The following is a 19,898-nucleotide window of genomic DNA, read 5'->3' on the forward strand; positions in this document are numbered from 1 at the left end:
AATGTTGCTATACAGATTAAACTAATGATATTGCTGTTTTGGGATTGCATGTGACTCCAGAGAAGGTTTGGACTTCCAGCCGCTGCCCTTCTGCAGATTCTTGATCATACCCGCTGTTCGCGGTGCTATACTTAGTTGGATTTTCGCCACTTAATTCCAGTAAATTCTGGTTTTTCCAATTAGATTCCCGGCAGCGGATTGCTGATTGTCCCGAGGAACAGCCATACCCCCGTCTGCCTGTCCTCAATAATGAAGATAAACGGCCGGTCGGCAGTCAGTTCAAAGGGTAAGTCCGCAGCGGGAGCCGCTCCGGCATCCATTGCAACGAGCGTTGAGGCAGCAGCTTCCGTTCCGGTTTCATTTACCTCGATATACGTCTTATGAATAATCGAGCCGATGAAAATGGGCATATCAGTATCTGCAAGCGCCGAGAAATCGGCCTGGGCAGGGTCAAAAGGAATCTTAACACCCAGTGCCTGTACAGCCTCCTTCACATCAGCGCCATATTCGGCAGTGAACCGCGGAAGACCGACGGTTCCGAACCTCTCGGAAAACGGATCTGCCGCAGGCAACCCGTCCTGAAGCACCTGATCCACAGACGACTGTTCAGACGGCAGAATGACCAGCATATCCATCTGGCCTTCCCCGTAAGGCAGACGTACACCCTGCCAGTACTCAGTCTCTGCATAAGAAAAGTTGCCGGTTTGCTTCATCATCATCACTTCTGCAGTGGTATCATTACCCGTGTAAAATGCTGCAGGCTCAGAGCGCTCTATAGGAAACTTCTCTTGCCATGCTCCTTTAAAATACAAGGCGTTGACCAGCAGCGCCACCGTATTACCTCCGGGCGGCTGTTCAAGCATCCTGTCTATTTTGCCAGCCGTATGCTCTGCAACCCACTGGTTCACCTTGGCTACGGTCTTCTCCGCAGACAGGTCTGTTGTGCGAACCTGCGCCTCATAGCTGGTTTCGGCTGCTTTCAGATAATTCTTGCGCAGCTTTATGCCGTTCTCTACCCACACCGAATTGGCCAGCTCTAGCCGGATGCCGGGTCCGGCATCATTCAGCAGCGGCAGCAATGCCTTGTTTCCGGCATTCAGCTGCTCCAGCTCTCCAGGAGCATAGCCCAGCAGCCCGCCAAGCTCCGCTGCCGTCTCACCGCTGCTGCCATTGTAAGCAAGCGCCAGCGCAGCTGAAATACTGTAGGGCGAAATTGTCAGATTTCCTTCAGCCCTGCCCTGCTCCCTCAGCTTGCCAAGCAGCCGTAGGCCAAGCTCATTGCTCTGCCTGGCAAGCCGGGCATCCAGCTTAGCGGCTACCTCTGCCCGTTCATTGAAGCATTCGGTATCACCGGCAGCAGAACATGACTTGGATATTCCGTATCATGGCAAATCGTCTGCTTAACAATTACCGCCTCAGTATCCTCATACGGATCACTGCCGGTATTCGTATTCGGAAACGCGACGAATTTGCTGGACGAGGTAACCGTGAACCGGATGCGGTGTCCGGCAGCGAAGGTATGGGCGATATTTTGCAGGAAAATATCATACTTCTCCACCTGGCCCGGCACCAGCAGCTGCGGGTTATCCAGCCCGTGACGGTACTTGGCCCGCACAATATAGTTGGACAGCCGGATCGAATCGCCGTTCTCATGCACATCGCTGAGCGTCACAACCCAGTCGGTATCAAGGCCCGTGCTCGCCGCATACAGGACGCAGGACAGCTCCCCGGCAACCGTCAGGTTCTCCGCCAGGGGTTCGCTGGTGTATGCCACAATGTCGCTGCGAAGCTCATGCTTGCGCATATTTTCCGGCTCCCGTTCCCCGCTGTCCGCGACAGGATCTGCCGGATTATAGATAAACGTATCCGGGGCGGAGTCCGCTTGCGGTGCAGACACCAGCCTGCCGTCGCCCAGCGATGAATTCGCCCGGCCCTCCCCGGCGAGGTAGAACGGCGTAACCACCGCTTCGGCAGGCGTCCAGTCTTCAGAGGTTCTCCAGCGGTTTTCACCGACTACATAATAGGAAGCCCGCGGCTCCTCATCGATGCCGTTTGGAATCTCCTTCAGGAAACGGTCGAACCAGCGCAGCACCGAGACATCATAATCGTAGACAACCGCATCCTCGCCAAAAGCAGCCCCCTGCAGGTCCCTGGCCCGGTTCGGCCCGTGCTCCCAGGCGCCCAAGCGGATTTTGCGGTTCGGCACATCATGCTCAGTCAGCATCCGCCAGGTCTCTGATACACCGGGACTGTCGCCGTCATACCAGCCGGAAATCACATACATCGGAACCTTGACCTGATGGCCCAGCTCGGTGAAGGTGCAGTTACGCCAGAAGTCATCGTATTCCGGATGCTGGCTCCACAGCTCCCACGGTCCTGAGGTCTTCCCGATCATCTGCTGCGGAATGTCCCGGACCGGCCTTGCATCCACCGCCGCTTCCGGACTTACCGTGATCCCGCCAAAAATATCAAAATCCGTCCGCGTCCCCACCGACTGCGCCAAAGTCCACGACAGCAGCGGCCAGGAGCACAGCGTCCCGCCTTTGCGTGCGGTATCGATAAACGGTGAGCCGACATTCACTTCATCCACAACCGCCTTGAGGTTCGGATGCCCGCTGGTTGCCGCTGCCACAACGACATAACCGAGATAGGAGGCGCCCCACATGCCGACTTTGCCGTCCGACCAGTCCTGGGCAATAATCCAGTCAATCGTATCATAGCCGTCATCCCGTTCATTATAAAAGGGAATCAGCTCACCCTCCGAATCCGCCCGGCCCCGCACATCCTGGGAGACTACGGCGTAGCCTTTGTTCGCCCAGCGCATAAAAATCTCTTTTTTCCCGTTGCGGTCATAACAGGTGCGCACAAGAATCGCCGGCAGCTTCGTCCCCGGCTGAATGCCCTCCGGCAGAAACACATCGGTTGCCAGCTTGATGCCGTCACGCATAGGAATCAGGAACGTTCCGAGGTCATTAACGCCATACTCCGGCTTGGATAAAAGCGGCTCATCATAGACCGTCAGCGGAGTCAGTTTTTCATAGCCTGCCTTGACGATCAGCTCAATCCCGTAGCGGTTAGGGGTTAGAAAAGCAATGACCTTCCCGTCCAGCGTCACCACATCCAGCGCCGTATCGCCCCGCAGGGCCCAGACCTGAGAAGCCTGCAGCCTTCCGCCGATTTCCGCCTCATATTGAATATGCTTGTGGTATACCTCGCCAGTGTCCAGTACAACCTTGTCTCCTGTCCAGTCTGCGGCTTCGTAGGAAGCGAGCTGGCGGGCGATTTTGGCAAAAGGAAGCACATATTTCGCGTTCGGATCGAGCACATTATCCTGCATTTGAGTGCGGCGGCGGACGTCCACCTTGGCGTGCATGATTGCTTTTTCCGTAAAATGAATCTTGCCGCTATAAATCCCGGAGCAGTAGAAATGAAAGTCTGTTGTATGTAAATAAGTAGTCATCGGTGCATATCCCCTATCCGCAGATTTGTTCAAATACCCGGAGCCAGTTGCCGCCCATAATCTTCGCAATGTCTTCATCCGTATAGCCCCGCGCCACCAGACCTCTGGTGAAGTTGATAAAGTAGCTGTATTTCTCAAGTCCTGCCACCGTTTCGGTCGAAGGCCCGTCCCCTGGGGCAAAGCCAAGTTTGGGAGCAATATTCTCTTTAAAATAAACCAGCGACCAGTCGAGATCGCTCATCGGCCAGTCTGTACCAATGCCCACATGATCCACGCCAACCAGACGGATTACGTACTCCATATGATCCAGCACATGGTCGATCGTCGTGTGGTCAGGGTCTTCATGGACAAACCACGGCATGGCAAAAATCCCGATGACGCCGCCGGTACCGGCAATGGCGAGAATCTCCTCGTCGCTTTTACAGCGCATATGCGGGTAAATCGCTTCTACTCCGGTGTGTGAGGCGATGACCGGTGTGCTTGAGAACTTGCAGGCATCCAAGGTCGTTTGTTTGCCGCAGTGTCCGGTATCGACAATGATGCCAAGCTCGTTCATCCGCTGCACGAACCGGACCCCGAAATTCGACAGCCCGCCGCCCCCCTGCTCTGCACAGCCGGAGCCGATCAGATTCTGCTTGTTGTAGGTCAGCTGCAGAATACGCAGACCGAATTGATGCAGCACCTCCAGCAGCTCCAGATTCGTACCGAGAGCATCCGTCTCCTGCGCTGTCACAATGCCAGCCACCTTGCCCGACTGCTTCGCGCTGCGGATATCGCCGGCGGTCAGCGCCTTGGTCAGCCAGGCATTGGCATCAAACTGCAGCTGCACCTCGCCCATGCTTGTGATCAGGCTTTCCATATCGTTCAGATGCAGCTCCCGGTTACCGGCCGTAATGCCGGACTGGAACCATTCCTCTTTATACTGGGGAATGTCACCGCCGGCAGCCAGCTTGGTTACCCATTTGGCCGGCATAGAGCTGTAGAGCATCGGCTCCTCCATGTACGGCTCGCTGAGCTCTCTGATTCTCTCCGATACAGCAGCAGGGATAGCGCTTGGTGACAACGGCCCCTGGAACAGCAGATCAATATTGATATTCTGCTCATGCAGCCGCTGTGCGCGGAGCTCCTGCTCCTCCGTTAATTTAAAATCATACAATCCTGCCTGTAAGCTCATCTGTCTAACCTCCTCAGATTACATCTCAACCTCAACACCCTTATGCAAAAGCACGGCCTGATTGTAAATATAGTGCGCCGCTGCCAAATCCTCAATCGCCAGGCCCAGGCCCTTGAACAAAGTGATTTCCTTAGGGCTTGTCCTGCCTTCCATTTGCTGTAAAAGCAGCCCGCCGAGCTCCCCGGCGATATGGCCTTCGGCTATGACGCCCTCAGCCAGCGGAATGAGGTAGTCCCCTGCCTCGTGGACTGCGGATTCCAGCCGGTCCACATAGAGCCTGGACGCTGCCACCAGCGCTGAGTCCAGCTCCCGCTCATGCGGCCGGCAGGCGCCGACGGCATTGATATGGGCTCCCTCCGGGACCCATTCGCCATTCAGTACCGGCACGCCAGAGGCCGTCACGGTACAGATAATGTCGGCATCCTGAACCGCCTCGTGCACGGTAGCCGCTGCCGTAATTCCTATGCCGTATCTGACGGCCATCGTCTCGGCAAAACGCTGCGCCTTGTCCGGCGTTCTCCCCCAGACGCGGACTTCACGGATGCTGCGTACCAGCAGCATCGCCTCCAGATGGCTGGCCGCCTGCTCGCCGGTGCCGAGGATCGCCAGCACGCCAGCATCTTCCCGGGCCAGCAGCCTGGTTGCCACCGCACTGACCGCCGCTGTGCGGATGGCCGTGATCTGCCGGCCGTCCACGATGGCGTTCAGCCGGCCGGTCTCTGCATCGAACAGGGCAACTGCCCCCTGATGGGAAGGTAATCCTCTATCATGGTTATGCGGAAACACGCTGATGAGCTTGGCTCCCGCCGACGCTTCCTGCCGAAGATAAGCCGGCATCAGCCCGAACAGATTCCCGTCCGCGAGCGGCATCACCTGCCGCAGGCTCTGGACCGCATCCCCCGCCGACAGTGCTGCCAGCACATCCTGCATGACACCGATGCAGGCCTTCATCGATAGAATCTCCGCTGTTTCTCTTCCGTTAATCACCAGCATGATGTACGGCCTCCAGTCTTGTCAGCTTTATTTTTCTTCTGTTTATCATAGCGCCATCGGGGCTGTTTGCGAAATAGCTGAAGTGAAATAACCGGGGGGCTTATCTTTCTGAGCCATCATTTGCTATACTCTATAACAGCGGCTCTAAAGTTAAAATTGAAAACAAAGGGGATTTCCTATATGATCATCCAGCCTAAAACACGCGGCTTCATCTGCACCACGGCACATCCCGAAGGCTGTGCCCGGCAGGTACAGCAGCAGATCGACTATGTAAAAGCACACAAAAAACTGAGCGGCCCCGTTAATGTTCTCGTTGTCGGAGCCTCCACCGGATATGGACTGGCTTCGCGCATTACCGCTGCCTTTGGTGCCGGAGCGAATACGATCGGCGTCTTCTTCGACAAGCCCGCTGAAGGTGCACGGACTGCTTCCGCAGGCTGGTATAACTCCGCTGCGCTGGAGAAGGCTGCTGCCGAGCAGGGCCTGAAGTCATTCAGCATCGTCGGCGACGCTTTCTCTGACAGCATCAAGACCAAGACCATTGACCTGATCAAAGCCGAATTCGGCACCGTTGATCTGGTTGTCTACAGCGTGGCCTCCCCGCGCCGCACACATCCGGTTACCGGCGAGGTTTTCTCTTCCGTTATCAAGCCGGTCGGCAACGCTTATACCAACAAAACAATGAACTTCCATTCCGGCGAAGTAACGAACGTAACCATCGAGCCTGCAACGGACGATGAAGTGCGTCAGACGATTGCCGTTATGGGCGGCGAGGACTGGGGCATGTGGATCGACCAGCTTCAGGCAGCAGGCGCGCTTGCTGACGGGGCAACAACGGTAGCCTACTCCTACATCGGACCTGAGGTTACTCACCCGATTTATAAGGACGGAACAATCGGCCAGGCTAAAAATGACCTGGAGAAAACAGCAATCGCACTGAACGAGAAGCTGAGCGCTTCGAACGGACGGGCTTTTGTCTCGGTTAACAAGGCGCTTGTAACCCAATCCAGCTCGGCTATTCCGGTTGTGCCGCTGTACATTTCTGCCCTATACAGAGTCATGAAAGACAAAGAGCTGCATGAAAACTGCATCCAGCAAATGTACCGCCTATTCGCCGAGCATCTGTATAACAGCGAAGCCGGCAACAGCCACCTGATCCGCATAGACGACTGGGAAATGCGTGAGGACGTTCAGGCTGAGGTCATGAAGCGCTGGAGCGAAATTGAGACAGCCAATGTACCTGATCTGGCGGATCTTCCAGGCTACCAGGATGATTTCTTCAACCTGTTCGGCTTCCGCACAGCAGGTGTGGATTATGAAACCGACACCGATCCGGCGGTAGACATCCCGAACCTGGTGTAATATCCAAGAACAGCAAAGAGGCCGCTCCCATACCGGGATACGGCCTCTTTTTATATGAATCTACTGACTCAATGCCAGTCTTACCTGTCTTGTATAAAACAGTCTCACTATCAAGAAATAAACCAGCTGAATGATAAAGAACAGGCTCAGCACAACCGCGGATTCTTTAAGCAATGAATACTGGAACATGTGCGACAGGGTCGTAAGCGCCACAGCCCCATGCACCAGCGCAACAATAATAGGTGCAAAAAACAACAGGCTGATCTGGCGGTTCAAGATCCGGCCCAGCTCCTTTTCGCTGAGGCCCAGCTTGGATATCGCTTTGAATTTGTGCTTATCCTCATCCAGATCGCTGTACAGCCGGAAATACAGAAAGCTGCCCGCCGATACAAAGAACACAATGCCGACAAAGAAACCGACGAACATCATTGGACCGAAGTTTTTAACCGTCAAGTTCATCTGATAATCTAAGGCTTCGAACTGATAAGCTTCAGCATAAGGCAGCTTGTTCAGCAGTTGTCCCCCGGCAGCCTCTGCTCCCTTTTGACCAGCCCGTCCGTGCCAGGTGTGGCAGTGTTCCACGCTGGACGGATTGCCGAGGCTTGCTATCAGCCCGTCCGGGACAATCAAATAATGGCTGACCACACTGATTACCGGAGAAAGAATGGCCCGGTCCGCTTCTACAACGGTTCCAGTCTGCAGCTGCATAGCCTGATTCAGCATGCCTTCTCCGTTGCGGGACAGCCCGAAATCAACAGCCACCGCCTGCCCTTCCTTCAGTTCTATTGTTTCAAGCTCCATCAGCTCCGCAATATGGTTATATTGACTTTGCTTCACCAGCAGCAGCGTTTCGTCCCCTGCGGCAAGCGGGTAGTAACTAAGCGTTAGCTCAGCCGGCTCAGTCCTGAGCCCCGATTCACTGAGCTGCTGATTGATCAGCTGCAGATGTGCCTGCTCCTTACTGTCGCCTTCCTTGGCCACATAAGTGAACAAATAAGGATTATGCTTGGGGATCCCGCCGTACAGCATCGACTGGAAGCCGTACAGGGCACCAATGGCGCAGAAGGAGACGGTCGAAATAATCGCCACCAGAAAAAAAGTGCGCGCATTATCCTTCATCCGGTAAGACAGGTCGGAGAACAGCAGCATATTCGTTCTAAACCAGAAGAAACGTTCCCGGCTCTTCAGCCTCCGGATGATATAAACGCTGAGCTGGGTGAACAGCAGATAGGTTGCTACAGTAATCATAATCACCACAGGCAGGAGCAGGAATACGGCTTCCAGCCCTTCCGCCCGCAGCGACAGGAAGTAGCTGATCCCGATTAGGGCTACGACAAGCAGGGACAGCAGCAGCGAGGCCTTCGGCTCTTTTTTCGGCTGACGGTCAGATTTAATCAGAGTAATCAGCTCGCCGCTGCGCAGCACCGCCGAAATAAACAGGGAGATCAGCATGAACAGCAGCAGAAAGGAGACCAGGGTAAGCACAATCGCCTGCAGCGGAAAATAAAAATCCAGCCGCTCGTTGAGCGCAATCACATTTTCCCCTGCCAGCAAAATCCCCTTCGCGAACACCAGTCCGAGGCCGAGACCAAAGGCGGTGGCGCTGAAGCCGATCAGCATATTTTCCATAAAAATCATCTTACGCAGCTGACCGGTCGTCATGCCCTGCAGAATCATGAGGCCGAATTCCTTTTTGCGTGACTGCAGGAAGGCGCTCATTGAATACAGCACAAAGAAAAAGGAGAATACGTAGATGATCCATTTCGAGACCGTCAGCGCAACTACGGTGCTTGAGTTCAGCCTGTCGGCACTGAGCTGCGGATGTGAGGCAAAAATCGAGAACGTAAAGAACACCATAACCATAAACATGCTGCTGAGAAAATAAGCGGTGTACAGCCTTTTGTTACGGGTGACATTACGGAATGCGAATTGACGGAATGTCATTGCCGTATCCCCCCAGCAGCGAAAGTGTATCGATGATTTTCTGGAAAAAGCTCTGGCGGTTGTCGCCGCGGTGAATTTCGGTATAGAACCGGCCGTCCTTGATAAACACCACGCGATGGCAGTAGCTGGCGGCCACAGCGTCATGGGTAACGAGCAGCATCGTCGTTTTGTGCTCCTGGTTGATCGTCACCAGCATATCCATAACATCCTTGGCCGCTTTGGAATCCAGATTGCCGGTAGGCTCATCTGCCAGCAGCAGCTTGGGCGAATGAATCATCGCTCTGGCAATGGCTGTCCGCTGGGACTGGCCTCCCGAGATTTCATAAGTCCGCTTTTTTAGAATAGAGGCTATGCCCAGCTTGTCCGCGATCCGCTGCGCCTTCTCCTTCATTTCACGGACCGGGGCTCCGTCCAGCGTCAGCGGCAGCACCATGTTCTCCTCCACAGTCAGCGTGTTCAGCAGATTGAAATCCTGGAAGACGAAGCCTAGCTGACGGCGGCGGAAGACGGCCAGCTCATTTTTGCCCATAGTGCCTATGCTCCTGCCGTCGATCAGAATCTCTCCTGTAGTCGGGCTGTCGACGGTGGCGATCAGGTTCAGGAGTGTCGTTTTTCCGCTTCCCGACGGCCCCATGATCCCGATGAATTCTCCCTCTTCCACTGTCAGATCAATGTCTGTCAGCGCCCGGTAAGCGATGTTCCCTTCATATATTTTATTGACCTGTTTTACCTGCAGCATCTTTGCTCTTGTCTCCTCTCTATAGCCGGCTGGTTCTGTACCCAATATACAGGGCTGACGGAAGAGTCGCTATCGAATAAGGTTTCACTTTTCTTACAAGCATGTAAGCTATATAAATGGAACTGATGATTATTTAAATTTGGGATAGACCGTGACTCCAGGAATGTTTGGACTTCCAGCCGCTGTTATGTTTGTATTTCCTGATTATGACCGCTGGCTAGGGTAGAAATCCAAACATAAAGGCGGACGCTCCGCTCTTCCAGTTCCAAAATTCCATCCGCCACTTTTCCCTTATTTGAATGTTTAGTTCAATTTATATAAGCCTGGACAGCGAAGATAAGCCGGACCACTGTCCCCGCTCCAGCCTCTGACTCCAGTTCAATCCCATGCCCGAGCCGGTCGGCAGATTCTTTGGTCACATACAACCCCACCCCTGTGGATTCACGCAGCCCGCGTCCGTTCTCACCGGTGAAAAAGGGATCAAACACCCGCTTAAGGTCGGACGCCTGAATGCCGATCCCCTCATCCCTGACCTCTATAACAGCCTCACTGTTCCGCAAATAACAGGAAACCATGATTTTTTTCTCGCCGGAAGCTTTAACCGCAGTGTATTTGATCGCATTGTTAATAATCTGGGACAGCATGAAAAACAGCCATTTCTCGTCCGTCTGGACGGAAATGCCCGGATCAGCGGCTTCCACCGCCGGATAGATCCGGTTGCGGATAAACTGGCGTTTATGCTCATGCAGAACCTCATGGATCAGCTGCGGCAGAACCACCTGTCTGATATTAAAATCCTTCTCGAACGCCCGCAGCCTGGCCATGTACAGCACCGTATGCAGACCGCTGCGCATCCGCTCCAGCTCCTCCCGGATGCTGGCAAACTCAGGCTCGTCCATATTCTGGACCGTAAGCTCGATAACCGAAAGCGGGGTCTTCATCTGGTGCACCCACTGGTCGATGAAGCTCAGATGCTGCTCCTGCTGTTTTTTCATTGTGGTAAGCTGCTGCATGGTATGGCGGTAGTGGGAATGCAGCAGCTCTTCCAGGGCTTTGGATACGGGGGCTTCCTCTATTTTTTGAAAGGCTTCATCCAGTGAATCAAGCGGCCGGCTGAGCCGGAGATAAAAGCGGCGGCGGGTCATGTAGTGGTGAACCAGATAACAGGAGAGGAAGAACAATCCTATAAAAACAGCATACAAGGCTACCGGCAGCTGACGGTATCCGTCCAGCCAGTAGATGGAGACAATCGCCCCGAACTGGATTAGCTGCACGGCAATCAGCAGCAGGTGCTCACGCAGAAACAGCTTCATCAGACACCTTCTCCCCAAGTAACATTCAGCCGGTACCCCGTTCCCCTGACTGTCAGCACAGCCTCCTCGATTCCAAGCTCCTGCAGCTTTTTGCGGACCCGGGTAATGTTCACATTAAGCGTATTCTCATCAATAAAGGCCTGCGGCTGGTCCCACAGCTTCTCAAGCAGCGCTTCCCTGCTGGCCACCCGCGGGTAACGCTCCATCAGGCTCTCAAGAATATCCGTTTCCTTTTGGGTCAGGCTGACGATGTCTTTCCCGAGCTGCAGCTCAAGCCTTTCGGGATACAGGATAAGCCCGTCCTGTTCAATCACTGTCTCCTGGCGTACTCCGGCATATTCCCCGAAAGCCCGCCGCAGATGGCTGCGGATTTTGGCCAGCACAACCCCGGAATGAAACGGCTTGGTAATATAATCATCACCGCCGTTCTCCAGCGCCATAATCTGGTCCATTTCACCCTCACGGGCCGAAATAAACAGAATCGGACAGGTGGAGACGCGGCGGATCTGCCGGCACCAGTAGTATCCGTCGTAGCTCGGCAGGTTCACATCAAGCAGCACCAGCTCCGGCTGTGCTTGCCTGAATTCCTCCAGCACCAGCTGAAAGTCCTGCACCAGCACTGCCTCGTACCCGTATTTTTGAATGGCAGACTGCAGTAGCTCCGCAATTTTGATGTCATCCTCCACGATCAATATTTTGGACATAAGCACCGCTCTCCTAACTGTTTCAATCAGCGAAACTCAATAAATCGGATATCCCCATACGAACATCGCCAGATACAGCAGACTTCCTGCTATACATAATACCGTTATGGCACTGTCCTTAGCCTTATCCTTCGTAAGCAGTACAACCGCAAAGGCCAGCGGAAAAGCGGCAGCCAGATAACGCGGCGCGGACAGCAGCCAGGTCGGACCGGTCACGAATACAAAATACACAATCATATAGGCAGTATAGGAAGGATGGAGCTTCCTGGCGCTTTTGAACATTACATACAGTGTAGTAAAAATAGCGAGCAGATTCGGCAGCCAGAGCCCCAGAAAGCTGCGGCTGTCCCCTTCCTTGAACTTGCCGACCGCGTACTCCATCTGGTACCTCACGGTATCAAAAAACAGATACTGCCGCTGGAACCAGTGCTCCCGCTGATAAATGCTGAACTGCAGCGCATCCCCGTAGACTGCGTAGTTGATGTACAGGTAGGCCAGCAGACCAAGCGGGACGATTGCCAGGCATCCTGCAGCAGCTGCAAGCTTGCGCTTGAAGGCTTGTTTATGTGCAGATTTGTACGTTTCAGCAAGATCGCGCCACAGCTCGATCGCAATCGGCACTGCCAGCAGTACCCCCGGAGAACGCGTAAATCCGGCCAGGGCGGCGCATAGACTGGCGAACAGCCACTTTTTTTGGCGGGCCAGGTAAATGGACAGCAGTGATAACAGCAGGAATAAGGACTCGGTCATCGGCAGCAGGAAGAAGAAGGCAGCGGGGAAAATAAACATATATTTCACCACCCGGAGGGCCTCTTTCCTGTCCATATCCATTGAAGCAAGCTCATAAGCAACCAGTGCAAAGGCCGCCGTACAGAGATTGGCTACAGCATAGCCTGCGGCAAGATAATTATTCGTAAAGAAGTGAACCACCTTAATCAGAATTGGAAAAAAAGGCAGGAACACGATATGGAACCGCGGATCTCCCTCCGTCACATACCAGTTCTCGGCAATCCCCAGATAAGAGGGTGCATCGATTCCCGTAATATGCAGAGCTTCATTTAAAGGCCGGGCCAGGCCTCCGGTATATCCGTTTTTGAGGACAAGAAAAGCATAAGCAGCAGTCAGCAGCAGTACCCGGCTAACCAGCAGCCAGACCAGTATTTTCGTCCATGCCTGTCTCCGCAGACCGGCAGTGTCCTCCAGTCTGGTATACTGCGGACTCCACCCGGCTGCAAGATACCCGGTTAATGCGGGGATCGCCCGCAGGCCAATCCATATAAATAATCCGTAGCAGGCCACAGCCGCTGCCGTACCCGTAAACGTCCAGCTGTCAGCATGCACTGCCCAGTACACCCCGGCAGCTGCCATGACGGCTGCAAAAATTACAGAGATGCTTCGATTAACCTTCTCCATCTGCTCCCCCTTGTGGTTCATAACAATATGTATATTTGTTCTATCAGCCTAAGTAATTTTTACCATAAGACCGTGGGATTGTCTTTACAATCTTTAATCCGGCAATGCTCAAACCGCAATATACCTAATCAATTACACAACAAACCGATATTATATCAGATTTATAATGAGGTTAAGAACAATATAGCGACACTTTATTAGACTAGAGTGAGATTAAAACAATAGCCATATTAGGAGGTTATTTTAACATGAACCGGAAATCCGCAATTGAACAGACTCTGGCCACCACCCGCCTTAACATTGAACGTTTCGGTAACCGTTTTCCAATTGTCAGCATGGGCGACGGCAAATACTTTATGACTGACCAGACCAACTGGACGGAGGGCTTCTGGTCGGGTATTTTGTGGCTGAGCTATGAATACAGCAAAGATCCCGGGCTCTATTATGCAGCGATCCAGTCGGTGGATTCCTTCCGTAAGCGTATGGAAGCAGGCCAGGAGCTGGATCATCATGATATCGGCTTCCTCTACTCGCTGTCTGCCAAGGCGCGGTGGATCGTTGACAACGATGAAGCCTCCCGCCTGCTGGCGCTGCAGGCCGCCGATATGCTGATGAAGCGCTGGCGCTCTGCGCCGCAGGTATTCCAGGCCTGGGGGCCGGAAGGGGACCCCGACAACGGCGGGCGGATTATCATCGACTGCCTCATGAATCTCCCGCTGCTCTACTGGGCAGCTGAACAGACCGGAGACCGCAGGTACGCTGAGTGTGCAACCCTTCAAGCCGACCAAAGCCGCCGATTCCTGGTACGCGGAGACGACTCCTCCTACCATACCTTTTACTTTGACCAGGAGAACGGAAATGCCATCCGCGGCGGAACCGCGCAGGGCTTCCGGGACGGATCGACCTGGACGCGGGGCCAGGCATGGGGCGTTTACGGCTTCGCCCTGGCCTACCGCTATACGCGGGAGGAGCGTTTCCTCGAAACCTCGCAGAGACTGGCCCGCTACTTCCTTGAGCATCTCCCTGAGGACCATGTCGCCTATTGGGATTTCGATGCCCCGCAGGAGGAAGGCACAGCGCGTGACAGCTCAGCTTCAGCCATCTTTGTGTGCGGCGTACTTGAGCTGCTGGAACACCTGCCGGAAGGCGACCCGGACCGCGCTCTGCTGAGCGAAGCGGTGAACCAGTCGATGGATTCGCTGATCAGCAACTACTTCACCGCCGGCAACCCGGACGAGGAAGGCTTCCTGCGCCACGGCTCTTACTCGGTCAGAGGCAACTCCTCTCCCGACGATTTCATGATCTGGGGCGACTATTTCTTCCTGGAGGCGCTGCTGCGCCTGGAGCAGGGAATTCCGGGGTATTGGTACGGGCGGCAGGCGTAAGGGCGTGGTGAGTGGGAAAGGATGAAGAGCGGTAAGGGACAGGACTGAGAAGCGAGAAACTGATGGCCTGTTGGAAGGATTGGTGGGGGCGTTTGCTGGGGGCGTTGCTGGGGGCGTTTGCTGGGGGCGTTTGCTAGGGGCGTTTGCTGGGGTGGTTGCTGGGGGTTTGCTGGGGTGGTTGGGTGAAGACACTCGTGGACGTTCTGGCTTCGGGCAGAGCTTCTTCCGGCGATGATGAGGGCTGGGAGTAGAGATCTTTGTTGAGAGTGATACTTCCGGTATACTGTCACCTTCCTGGCGGTGAGACGTTTGCGAGTAGTATTTGGATGGATGTGTGGGCTATGGGCGACAAAGTTCAGAGTTTAGCTGAGAGGTAGGCTCGATAGTTAGTTAAGAGTAACTAGTCTTGGGGGAGCAGCATACTCCCTCGCCCGCTGGAATCAGAGGCATTTCTGCCTCTCATTTCGCTCCTTTCCTCTCATACGCTGGAATCAGAGGCATTTTTGCCTCTCATTTCGCATATTTCCCCATATCTGCCTCTCATTTCGCTCCTTTCCTCTCATCCGCTGGAATCAGAGGCATTTTTGCCTCTCATTTTGCCCATTCTACCTCATCTGTCGGATTCAGAGGCACTTTTGCCTCTCATTTCGGCCATTTTCTCACATCTGCCGGAATCAGAGGCATTTTTGCCTCTATTACCATAGCCAATGGGCCGAACCTGCCTACTTTGTGGGATTTTCCCCTCAAATTATTAACCTGGTTACTTGGAGTTGTATAGTTACTTAAGCGCGGAGAGGAAACGGTTTCTTTTTAACGGACGGCTACTTATACTAAAAGTAATATTGGTTGATGAGGGAGCGCTGCATGAACAGGGACGATTATCTGCCGCAGGGGCTGGAGCCCGGGTTGTTTATGTATAAGTACAAGTATGAGGATGCGGAAGCTCATTGGTTTCATGCGCACAGGGGCATTGAGATGTTGTACATTTATAGCGGCCGCGGTGAGATTATGGCAGAGAATCAGACGTATCCGATCCGGGATCATACGCTGGTCTGGTTCCAGCCCTATCAGCTGCACCGTGTGCTTGTTCCTGCGGCCGAGGGCCATTCGTATATCCGGACCAATCTGACGTTTGATCCCGGTTTTTTGGAGCGTTATCTTGCGGCCTTTCCTTTACTGGACAGGTTTTTTCGCAGCCTGTGGAAGGGGAGCCTGCAGCGGCCTGTTTTATATGAGATGCAAAATACGCCTGTTGCTGCTCTACTCGAGGAATTGCATTATGCTGACAACAGCTCTGGTGAGGATCGTGAAGAAAATACGGGGCTTCTGCTGCTTCAGTTAATCCGGCTGCTGCAAAAGAACATGTCCGGTGTGTTGCCCGAGGATTACATGGAACAGACACGCGGAGGATCGCATGCAGCACGAATTACCGGATGGCTGGACGAACACTATAAAGAGCCTTTTAGCCTGGAGAAACTGGCAGCCGCGATGCACCTTTCCCCATATCATATTTCCCATTTGTTTACGGAGTTTGCCGGAATCACCCTGTCTGAATATGTAATACAGCGTCGCGTGAGGGAAGCCAGTATTCTGCTTGCCAACACCCCCATGTCTGTCCAGGAGATTGCGGCGGAAGTGGGCAGCTATTCTCCATCGTATTTTAGCCAAATGTTTAAAAAGCAAAAAGGAATTTCCCCGGAGAAATACAGGAAGAGCATCCGCTGAAACGGGACAGCACAGACAGGAAATCAGAGCTCTACCTTTAGCCAGCTTCTCCACAGCAGCAACAATGTCTTTTATGCTCCAGCTGAAATCCCCGGCAAAAATTGCCCCTTTTTGAATGGAAGTGATACGCCTCCAATTCGGTAAGGAGCGATTCTTTGCCGAGTCAGCTCTTCCATTGATATTCTCCTACAAAATCACTTCAACCTTGACGGATGACCGTCCGGGATAGGCCGGGAGCACATTATCCTCTACAGGCTCACCGTCGACGGTGATGCTTTTTACGCCCTTACAGACCTTGCTAGCATTAGTAACGGTAATGTCGTAGACACAGCCGCGGAAACGCCGCTTCACCGTGAATCCTTCCCAGTCCGCAGGAATGCACGGATCGATGGACAGGCCATTCATAACCGGCTTTACTCCGAGAATATATTGGGTAACAGCAACGTACATCCAGGCGGCCGTACCGGTTAGCCATGAGACGTTAGCAAGGCCGAACTTGTCGGACTCCGGACCGAACAGGTTGGACGCATAGACGTAAGGCTCCGCTTTGTAACGCCACAAGCCCGCTTTGTCCATGGCTACATTCGGCAGCAGCTGGCGGTAATATTTATAAGCCAGATCCCCGCGGCCCAGCAGGCATTCCGCAATAATCGCCCAGGTGTTGGCATGGCAGAAGACCGCTCCGTTCTCTCCGGTTCCCTTGTTGTAATTGGTCAAAGGATCGGCAGGATCGGGGAAGGTGGTGATGGACGGGTGGATTTTTTTAATGCCGAGCTCGGTGTCCAGCATTTCCCGTACACTGTCCATCGCCTGCAGCCCCTTATCCCCGTCTGCCATACCGGAGATGGTGGCCCAGGTCTGGGCGTTGAGCCAGATTTTGGCCTCGTCGTGTTCATCGCTGCCGAGGAACCGGCCGTCATCCATAATCGCCCGGCGGAACCAGCGGCCGTCCCAGCCTATGCTGTTAACCAGCTCACGCTGGCTCTCATACATTGTCCCGTACCTGACAGCGTCCTCCGGGTATCCGGCAGCGGCAGCAAGGTCAATCATCCGCAGCAGTACGGTTCCGAGCTGCATAGACGTCCAGATGCTTTCCCCTTTTCCCTCGCGGCAGACCCGGAACAGCTGGTCATTCCAGTCCGAGCGCAGCATCAGCGGAAAGCCGCGGGAGCCGAGCTGTGAGGCCGTAAAATCGATGGCCGCCCGCAAATGCTCATACACTGTGCCCTCACCGCCGTCATAATAAGGCACACTTGCCTGCAGGAACGCGGCATCCCCCGTCTCCGCCAGCAGGTCCCAGGCCGAAAGCGCCGTCCACAGATGGTCATCCGAGTGAATGCTCGTTACCGGCTCCCAGCCCTCATTCGGGAAGAAGTAATGGTTCACATGGCCGTCCCTGTACTGCTGGCCGAGCAGCAGCTTCAGCTTGTCAAATGCAAGCTCCGTATCAAAAGGCACAACCGAGAGTATATCCTGGGCTGTATCCCGGTAGCCTACACCGCGGAACGTTCCGGTCGCGTAAAAGGAAATATTGCGTGAAAATAAAAAGTTACGGTGCGCCTGATACGGATTCCAGATATTGATCATCCGCTCGGCGTCCTGATCCGGCAGCCGGCTCTCCCAGGCGCCCAGATAGGCGGACCAGTTCTCTTTTAGCGCCTGGAAGGAGGCTTCTACAAATCCGGCTTCCCTGGAACGGGCGATTGCCCGCGACACCTCCGCTTCATCCGCCGCTGTGCCGAGAAACACATTAATCGTCCGGCTCTCTCCCGGCTTAAGGGTAACATTGAACTGCAGTGCGCCGCACGGGTCGCCGCCCAGCAGCGTTGATCCGGTACAGCTGCCGTTTTCGATGGCCGCCGGATTGGTTTCACTGCGGTAGCTGCCGATAAACTCCTCACGGTCACCGTCATAGCCGGCAAGCGGTGTATCCGCAGCCAGATAGACAAGCGGCGTCTCCTCAGGCTTCGGCTGGTTCTCCACCCCGTAACGGTAGATCAGCCCCTCAGCCTCATGATACTGCACGGACACCTGATGCTTGTTGTAGCACTGCCACTGCAGCTCACGCATAAATTCCATCATCCCGAATTCGGCGTAGGCGTAGACCTTTAGCTCTTTTGCTTCGTTCCCTTCATTGGTCAAGGTCAGATTCCAGATCAGCGAATTCTCATGCGGTCCGACAAAATAAACCGTCCGCGCGGCGATACCGCCGCGTTTTGCTTCAAAGCGGGTGTAGCCCATCCCGTGTGCGCTTTTCCATTCTTCCGGTTTATCCAGGGCAGGCTCGCTGGTCGGGCACCAGTAGCTGCCCGTCTTGGCATCCTGCACATAAATGTACGGGCCGGAGCGGTCCATCGGCAGATGGAAGAAACGGTAGCGGGTAATCCGCCAGATCTGGGGCGACTTATAAAAAGCCACACCGCCGCCGGCATGTGACAGCATCGTATGGAAGGTGCCGTTAGACAGGTAGTTCATCCACGGTGTCGGCATGTCGTGCCGCTTGAATTCCACTTCTTTTTGGTCATCCCTGAAGGCATAATAATCTTTCGGATCGCTATCTCTGGTAAGCTCCGCATTCACCGGGCTTCAGCTCCTTTGTGATGTAATCATGTTATTTCGGCTCAACCTCGTCGAGGGTCAGACGGTATTCCAGGTCTTTCATATAGCTGCCGTCCGGATTCAAAAAGGTTAAGCCGAATGACAGGTCTCCGCCCGTGCCCTGCAGGGTGGCGATCAGCCGGTTGAGCCCGCTCTGCAGCACAAGCTCCCGTTCCGGCTCAGCTACAAGCTCACCGTTCAGGTAAATTTCATAGGGTACGTCTGTGTTAATCCGCAGCCGGCCGGGGTAATGCTGAGCGGTCTCCCCTGCCTTTTCGGGAACATGTACAAAACAGCTCAGAAACCAGCGGTTCTCCCCTGCATTGCTATGCGAAGAGTGCCGTCGCCGGGGCGGCGCTCTTTTTTCTGCATCCAGCCGTACAGGCCCTCGCCCAGATTATTTAATGAAAATTCCGGGTCAATGTAGTACGCCTTCATCTCTTCATAATGAATGTGGGGCAGGCAGGGCAGGGCCATCATCGTTTCCACGGCCCATTCCCCATCCCCATTCACGCTATCCAGCAGGCCGTCATCAAAGGACGCGCCCAGATTGGCCAGCAGCCGGGTATACAGGCGGACCGCCTTGTCATTGCCGGGATCGGTCAGCAGCTGGGAGCAGATTACAGACCCTTCGCCAAGCTTGGCTTCAGCCATGAATATCCCTGCAGGGCGGGCCTTTCTGCGGTTCAGCTCCACCAGAGCCAGCCGGCTGTATTCAGCCGTGTAGCCATGCACGAAGTAGTCCTTCCAGGCTGTTCCCTCGACGCTTGTGCAGAGTGCGTCCGCACCGGCAATGTCCAGGCTATGCGCAGCCAGTACATGGTTCCTAACTCGCGCGGCGACAAAAACACCTTGTCGAAGCCGAACAGGTCGACAGGGCTGAACCCCTGCACGGCGGCGTAATCATATTCCGCCGCCAGGTGGTACGCCTCGTGCGGCTGTACGCGCACGGGCCGGTCCAGCAGGCTGCCGAGCGCCGCCTGCTGCCCTGGCTCAGCCGGCAGCAGCACCAGCTGCCCGCCGGCTTCGGCGTAGTGCCGGAGCGCCGCGGCTGTGCCCGGCGCCTCAAGCATGCAGGCTTCGGCCAC

16 protein-coding genes are annotated in these 19,898 nt (G+C 54.6%); 3 read left to right on the top strand and 13 right to left on the bottom strand.

Going from position 1 to position 19,898, the window contains the following annotated elements; genetic code table 11:
• Positions 1-179: 179 nt before the first annotated feature.
• The 4 genes from NST84_RS23640 to NST84_RS23655 are packed head-to-tail and all read right to left on the bottom strand — an operon-like array spanning position 180 to position 5,627.
• Complete coding sequence (locus NST84_RS23640) at positions 180-1,376, bottom strand: serpin family protein (protein ID WP_342566507.1); 1,197 nt, start codon at positions 1,374-1,376, stop codon at positions 180-182.
• Entirely contained in the window at positions 1,316-3,460 is a 2,145-nt protein-coding gene (locus tag NST84_RS23645) for a CocE/NonD family hydrolase (RefSeq protein ID WP_342562560.1), read from the bottom strand. Before NST84_RS23645 ends, NST84_RS23640 begins: the two co-directional genes overlap by 61 nt.
• Positions 3,461-3,473: 13 nt before the next feature.
• Positions 3,474-4,634, bottom strand: coding sequence for a membrane dipeptidase (locus NST84_RS23650; RefSeq protein WP_342562561.1), 1,161 nt, complete (start codon positions 4,632-4,634; stop codon positions 3,474-3,476).
• An 18-nt stretch (positions 4,635-4,652) separates the two neighbouring features.
• The gene (locus tag NST84_RS23655) at positions 4,653-5,627 is read right to left on the bottom strand and encodes an ornithine cyclodeaminase family protein (RefSeq protein WP_342562562.1); all 975 of its coding nucleotides are present in this window, start codon (positions 5,625-5,627) and stop codon (positions 4,653-4,655) included.
• A gap of 180 nt (positions 5,628-5,807) precedes the next feature.
• Here NST84_RS23655 and fabV point away from each other — a divergent pair, with 180 nt between their 5' ends.
• Positions 5,808-6,989, top strand: coding sequence for an enoyl-ACP reductase FabV (fabV, locus tag NST84_RS23660; protein ID WP_342562563.1), 1,182 nt, complete (start codon positions 5,808-5,810; stop codon positions 6,987-6,989).
• Between the two features lie 60 nt (positions 6,990-7,049).
• Here fabV and NST84_RS23665 read toward each other — a convergent pair whose 3' ends face one another.
• The 5 genes from NST84_RS23665 to NST84_RS23685 all read right to left on the bottom strand — a co-directional run bounded on the left by NST84_RS23665 (position 7,050) and on the right by NST84_RS23685 (position 13,102).
• Positions 7,050-8,933 carry an ABC transporter permease gene (locus tag NST84_RS23665; protein WP_342562564.1) on the bottom strand — a complete coding sequence of 628 codons (1,884 nt, stop codon included), beginning with the start codon at positions 8,931-8,933 and terminating at the stop codon, positions 7,050-7,052.
• Positions 8,905-9,672 carry an ABC transporter ATP-binding protein gene (locus NST84_RS23670; protein WP_342562565.1) on the bottom strand — a complete coding sequence of 256 codons (768 nt, stop codon included), beginning with the start codon at positions 9,670-9,672 and terminating at the stop codon, positions 8,905-8,907. Before NST84_RS23670 ends, NST84_RS23665 begins: the two co-directional genes overlap by 29 nt.
• A gap of 308 nt (positions 9,673-9,980) precedes the next feature.
• On the bottom strand, positions 9,981-10,985 hold the full coding sequence (locus NST84_RS23675; RefSeq protein WP_342562566.1) for a sensor histidine kinase: 1,005 nt from the start codon (positions 10,983-10,985) through the stop codon (positions 9,981-9,983).
• Complete coding sequence (locus NST84_RS23680; protein ID WP_342562567.1) at positions 10,985-11,689, bottom strand: response regulator transcription factor; 705 nt, start codon at positions 11,687-11,689, stop codon at positions 10,985-10,987. Before NST84_RS23680 ends, NST84_RS23675 begins: the two co-directional genes overlap by 1 nt.
• A 36-nt stretch (positions 11,690-11,725) precedes the next feature.
• The gene (locus NST84_RS23685; RefSeq protein WP_342562568.1) at positions 11,726-13,102 is read right to left on the bottom strand and encodes a hypothetical protein; all 1,377 of its coding nucleotides are present in this window, start codon (positions 13,100-13,102) and stop codon (positions 11,726-11,728) included.
• Positions 13,103-13,350: 248 nt separating this feature from the next.
• Between NST84_RS23685 and NST84_RS23690 the strand changes: the two genes are divergently transcribed.
• On the top strand, positions 13,351-14,487 hold the full coding sequence (locus tag NST84_RS23690; RefSeq protein WP_342562569.1) for a glycoside hydrolase family 88 protein: 1,137 nt from the start codon (positions 13,351-13,353) through the stop codon (positions 14,485-14,487).
• Between the two features lie 864 nt (positions 14,488-15,351).
• The gene (locus tag NST84_RS23695; RefSeq protein ID WP_342562570.1) at positions 15,352-16,212 is read left to right on the top strand and encodes an AraC family transcriptional regulator; all 861 of its coding nucleotides are present in this window, start codon (positions 15,352-15,354) and stop codon (positions 16,210-16,212) included.
• A 186-nt stretch (positions 16,213-16,398) separates the two neighbouring features.
• Here NST84_RS23695 and NST84_RS23700 read toward each other — a convergent pair whose 3' ends face one another.
• The 4 genes from NST84_RS23700 to NST84_RS23715 all read right to left on the bottom strand — a co-directional run bounded on the left by NST84_RS23700 (position 16,399) and on the right by NST84_RS23715 (position 19,898).
• On the bottom strand, positions 16,399-18,792 hold the full coding sequence (locus NST84_RS23700) for a glycosyl hydrolase family 65 protein (protein ID WP_342562571.1): 2,394 nt from the start codon (positions 18,790-18,792) through the stop codon (positions 16,399-16,401).
• A gap of 31 nt (positions 18,793-18,823) precedes the next feature.
• A complete protein-coding gene (locus tag NST84_RS23705; RefSeq protein WP_342562572.1) occupies positions 18,824-18,973 on the bottom strand; it encodes a hypothetical protein in 150 nt (49 codons plus the stop codon).
• Positions 18,974-19,107: 134 nt separating this feature from the next.
• Positions 19,108-19,545 carry a hypothetical protein gene (locus NST84_RS23710; RefSeq protein WP_342562573.1) on the bottom strand — a complete coding sequence of 146 codons (438 nt, stop codon included), beginning with the start codon at positions 19,543-19,545 and terminating at the stop codon, positions 19,108-19,110.
• Positions 19,497-19,898 (bottom strand): hypothetical protein, encoded by a 402-nt coding sequence (locus NST84_RS23715; protein WP_342562574.1) that lies wholly within the window; start codon positions 19,896-19,898, stop codon positions 19,497-19,499. The genes NST84_RS23710 and NST84_RS23715 overlap by 49 nt, the downstream gene beginning before the upstream one ends.

Origin of the sequence: Paenibacillus sp. FSL R7-0345 (genome assembly GCF_038595055.1) — a bacterium.
GTDB lineage: Bacteria > Bacillota > Bacilli > Paenibacillales > Paenibacillaceae > Paenibacillus_AQ.

Excerpts from the sequence above, each read along its gene's own strand:
- NST84_RS23665 (WP_342562564.1), bottom strand. The coding sequence starts at position 8,933 with ATGACATTCCGTCAATTCGCATTCCGTAATGTCACCCGTAACAAAAGG.
- NST84_RS23685 (WP_342562568.1), bottom strand. The coding sequence starts at position 13,102 with ATGGAGAAGGTTAATCGAAGCATCTCTGTAATTTTTGCAGCCGTCATG.
- NST84_RS23675 (WP_342562566.1), bottom strand. The coding sequence starts at position 10,985 with ATGAAGCTGTTTCTGCGTGAGCACCTGCTGCTGATTGCCGTGCAGCTA.
- NST84_RS23695 (WP_342562570.1), top strand. The coding sequence starts at position 15,352 with ATGAACAGGGACGATTATCTGCCGCAGGGGCTGGAGCCCGGGTTGTTT.
- NST84_RS23690 (WP_342562569.1), top strand. The coding sequence starts at position 13,351 with ATGAACCGGAAATCCGCAATTGAACAGACTCTGGCCACCACCCGCCTT.
- NST84_RS23655 (WP_342562562.1), bottom strand. The coding sequence starts at position 5,627 with ATGCTGGTGATTAACGGAAGAGAAACAGCGGAGATTCTATCGATGAAG.
- NST84_RS23680 (WP_342562567.1), bottom strand. The coding sequence starts at position 11,689 with ATGTCCAAAATATTGATCGTGGAGGATGACATCAAAATTGCGGAGCTA.
- NST84_RS23650 (WP_342562561.1), bottom strand. The coding sequence starts at position 4,634 with ATGAGCTTACAGGCAGGATTGTATGATTTTAAATTAACGGAGGAGCAG.
- NST84_RS23670 (WP_342562565.1), bottom strand. The coding sequence starts at position 9,672 with ATGCTGCAGGTAAAACAGGTCAATAAAATATATGAAGGGAACATCGCT.
- NST84_RS23645 (WP_342562560.1), bottom strand. The coding sequence starts at position 3,460 with ATGACTACTTATTTACATACAACAGACTTTCATTTCTACTGCTCCGGG.
- fabV (WP_342562563.1), top strand. The coding sequence starts at position 5,808 with ATGATCATCCAGCCTAAAACACGCGGCTTCATCTGCACCACGGCACAT.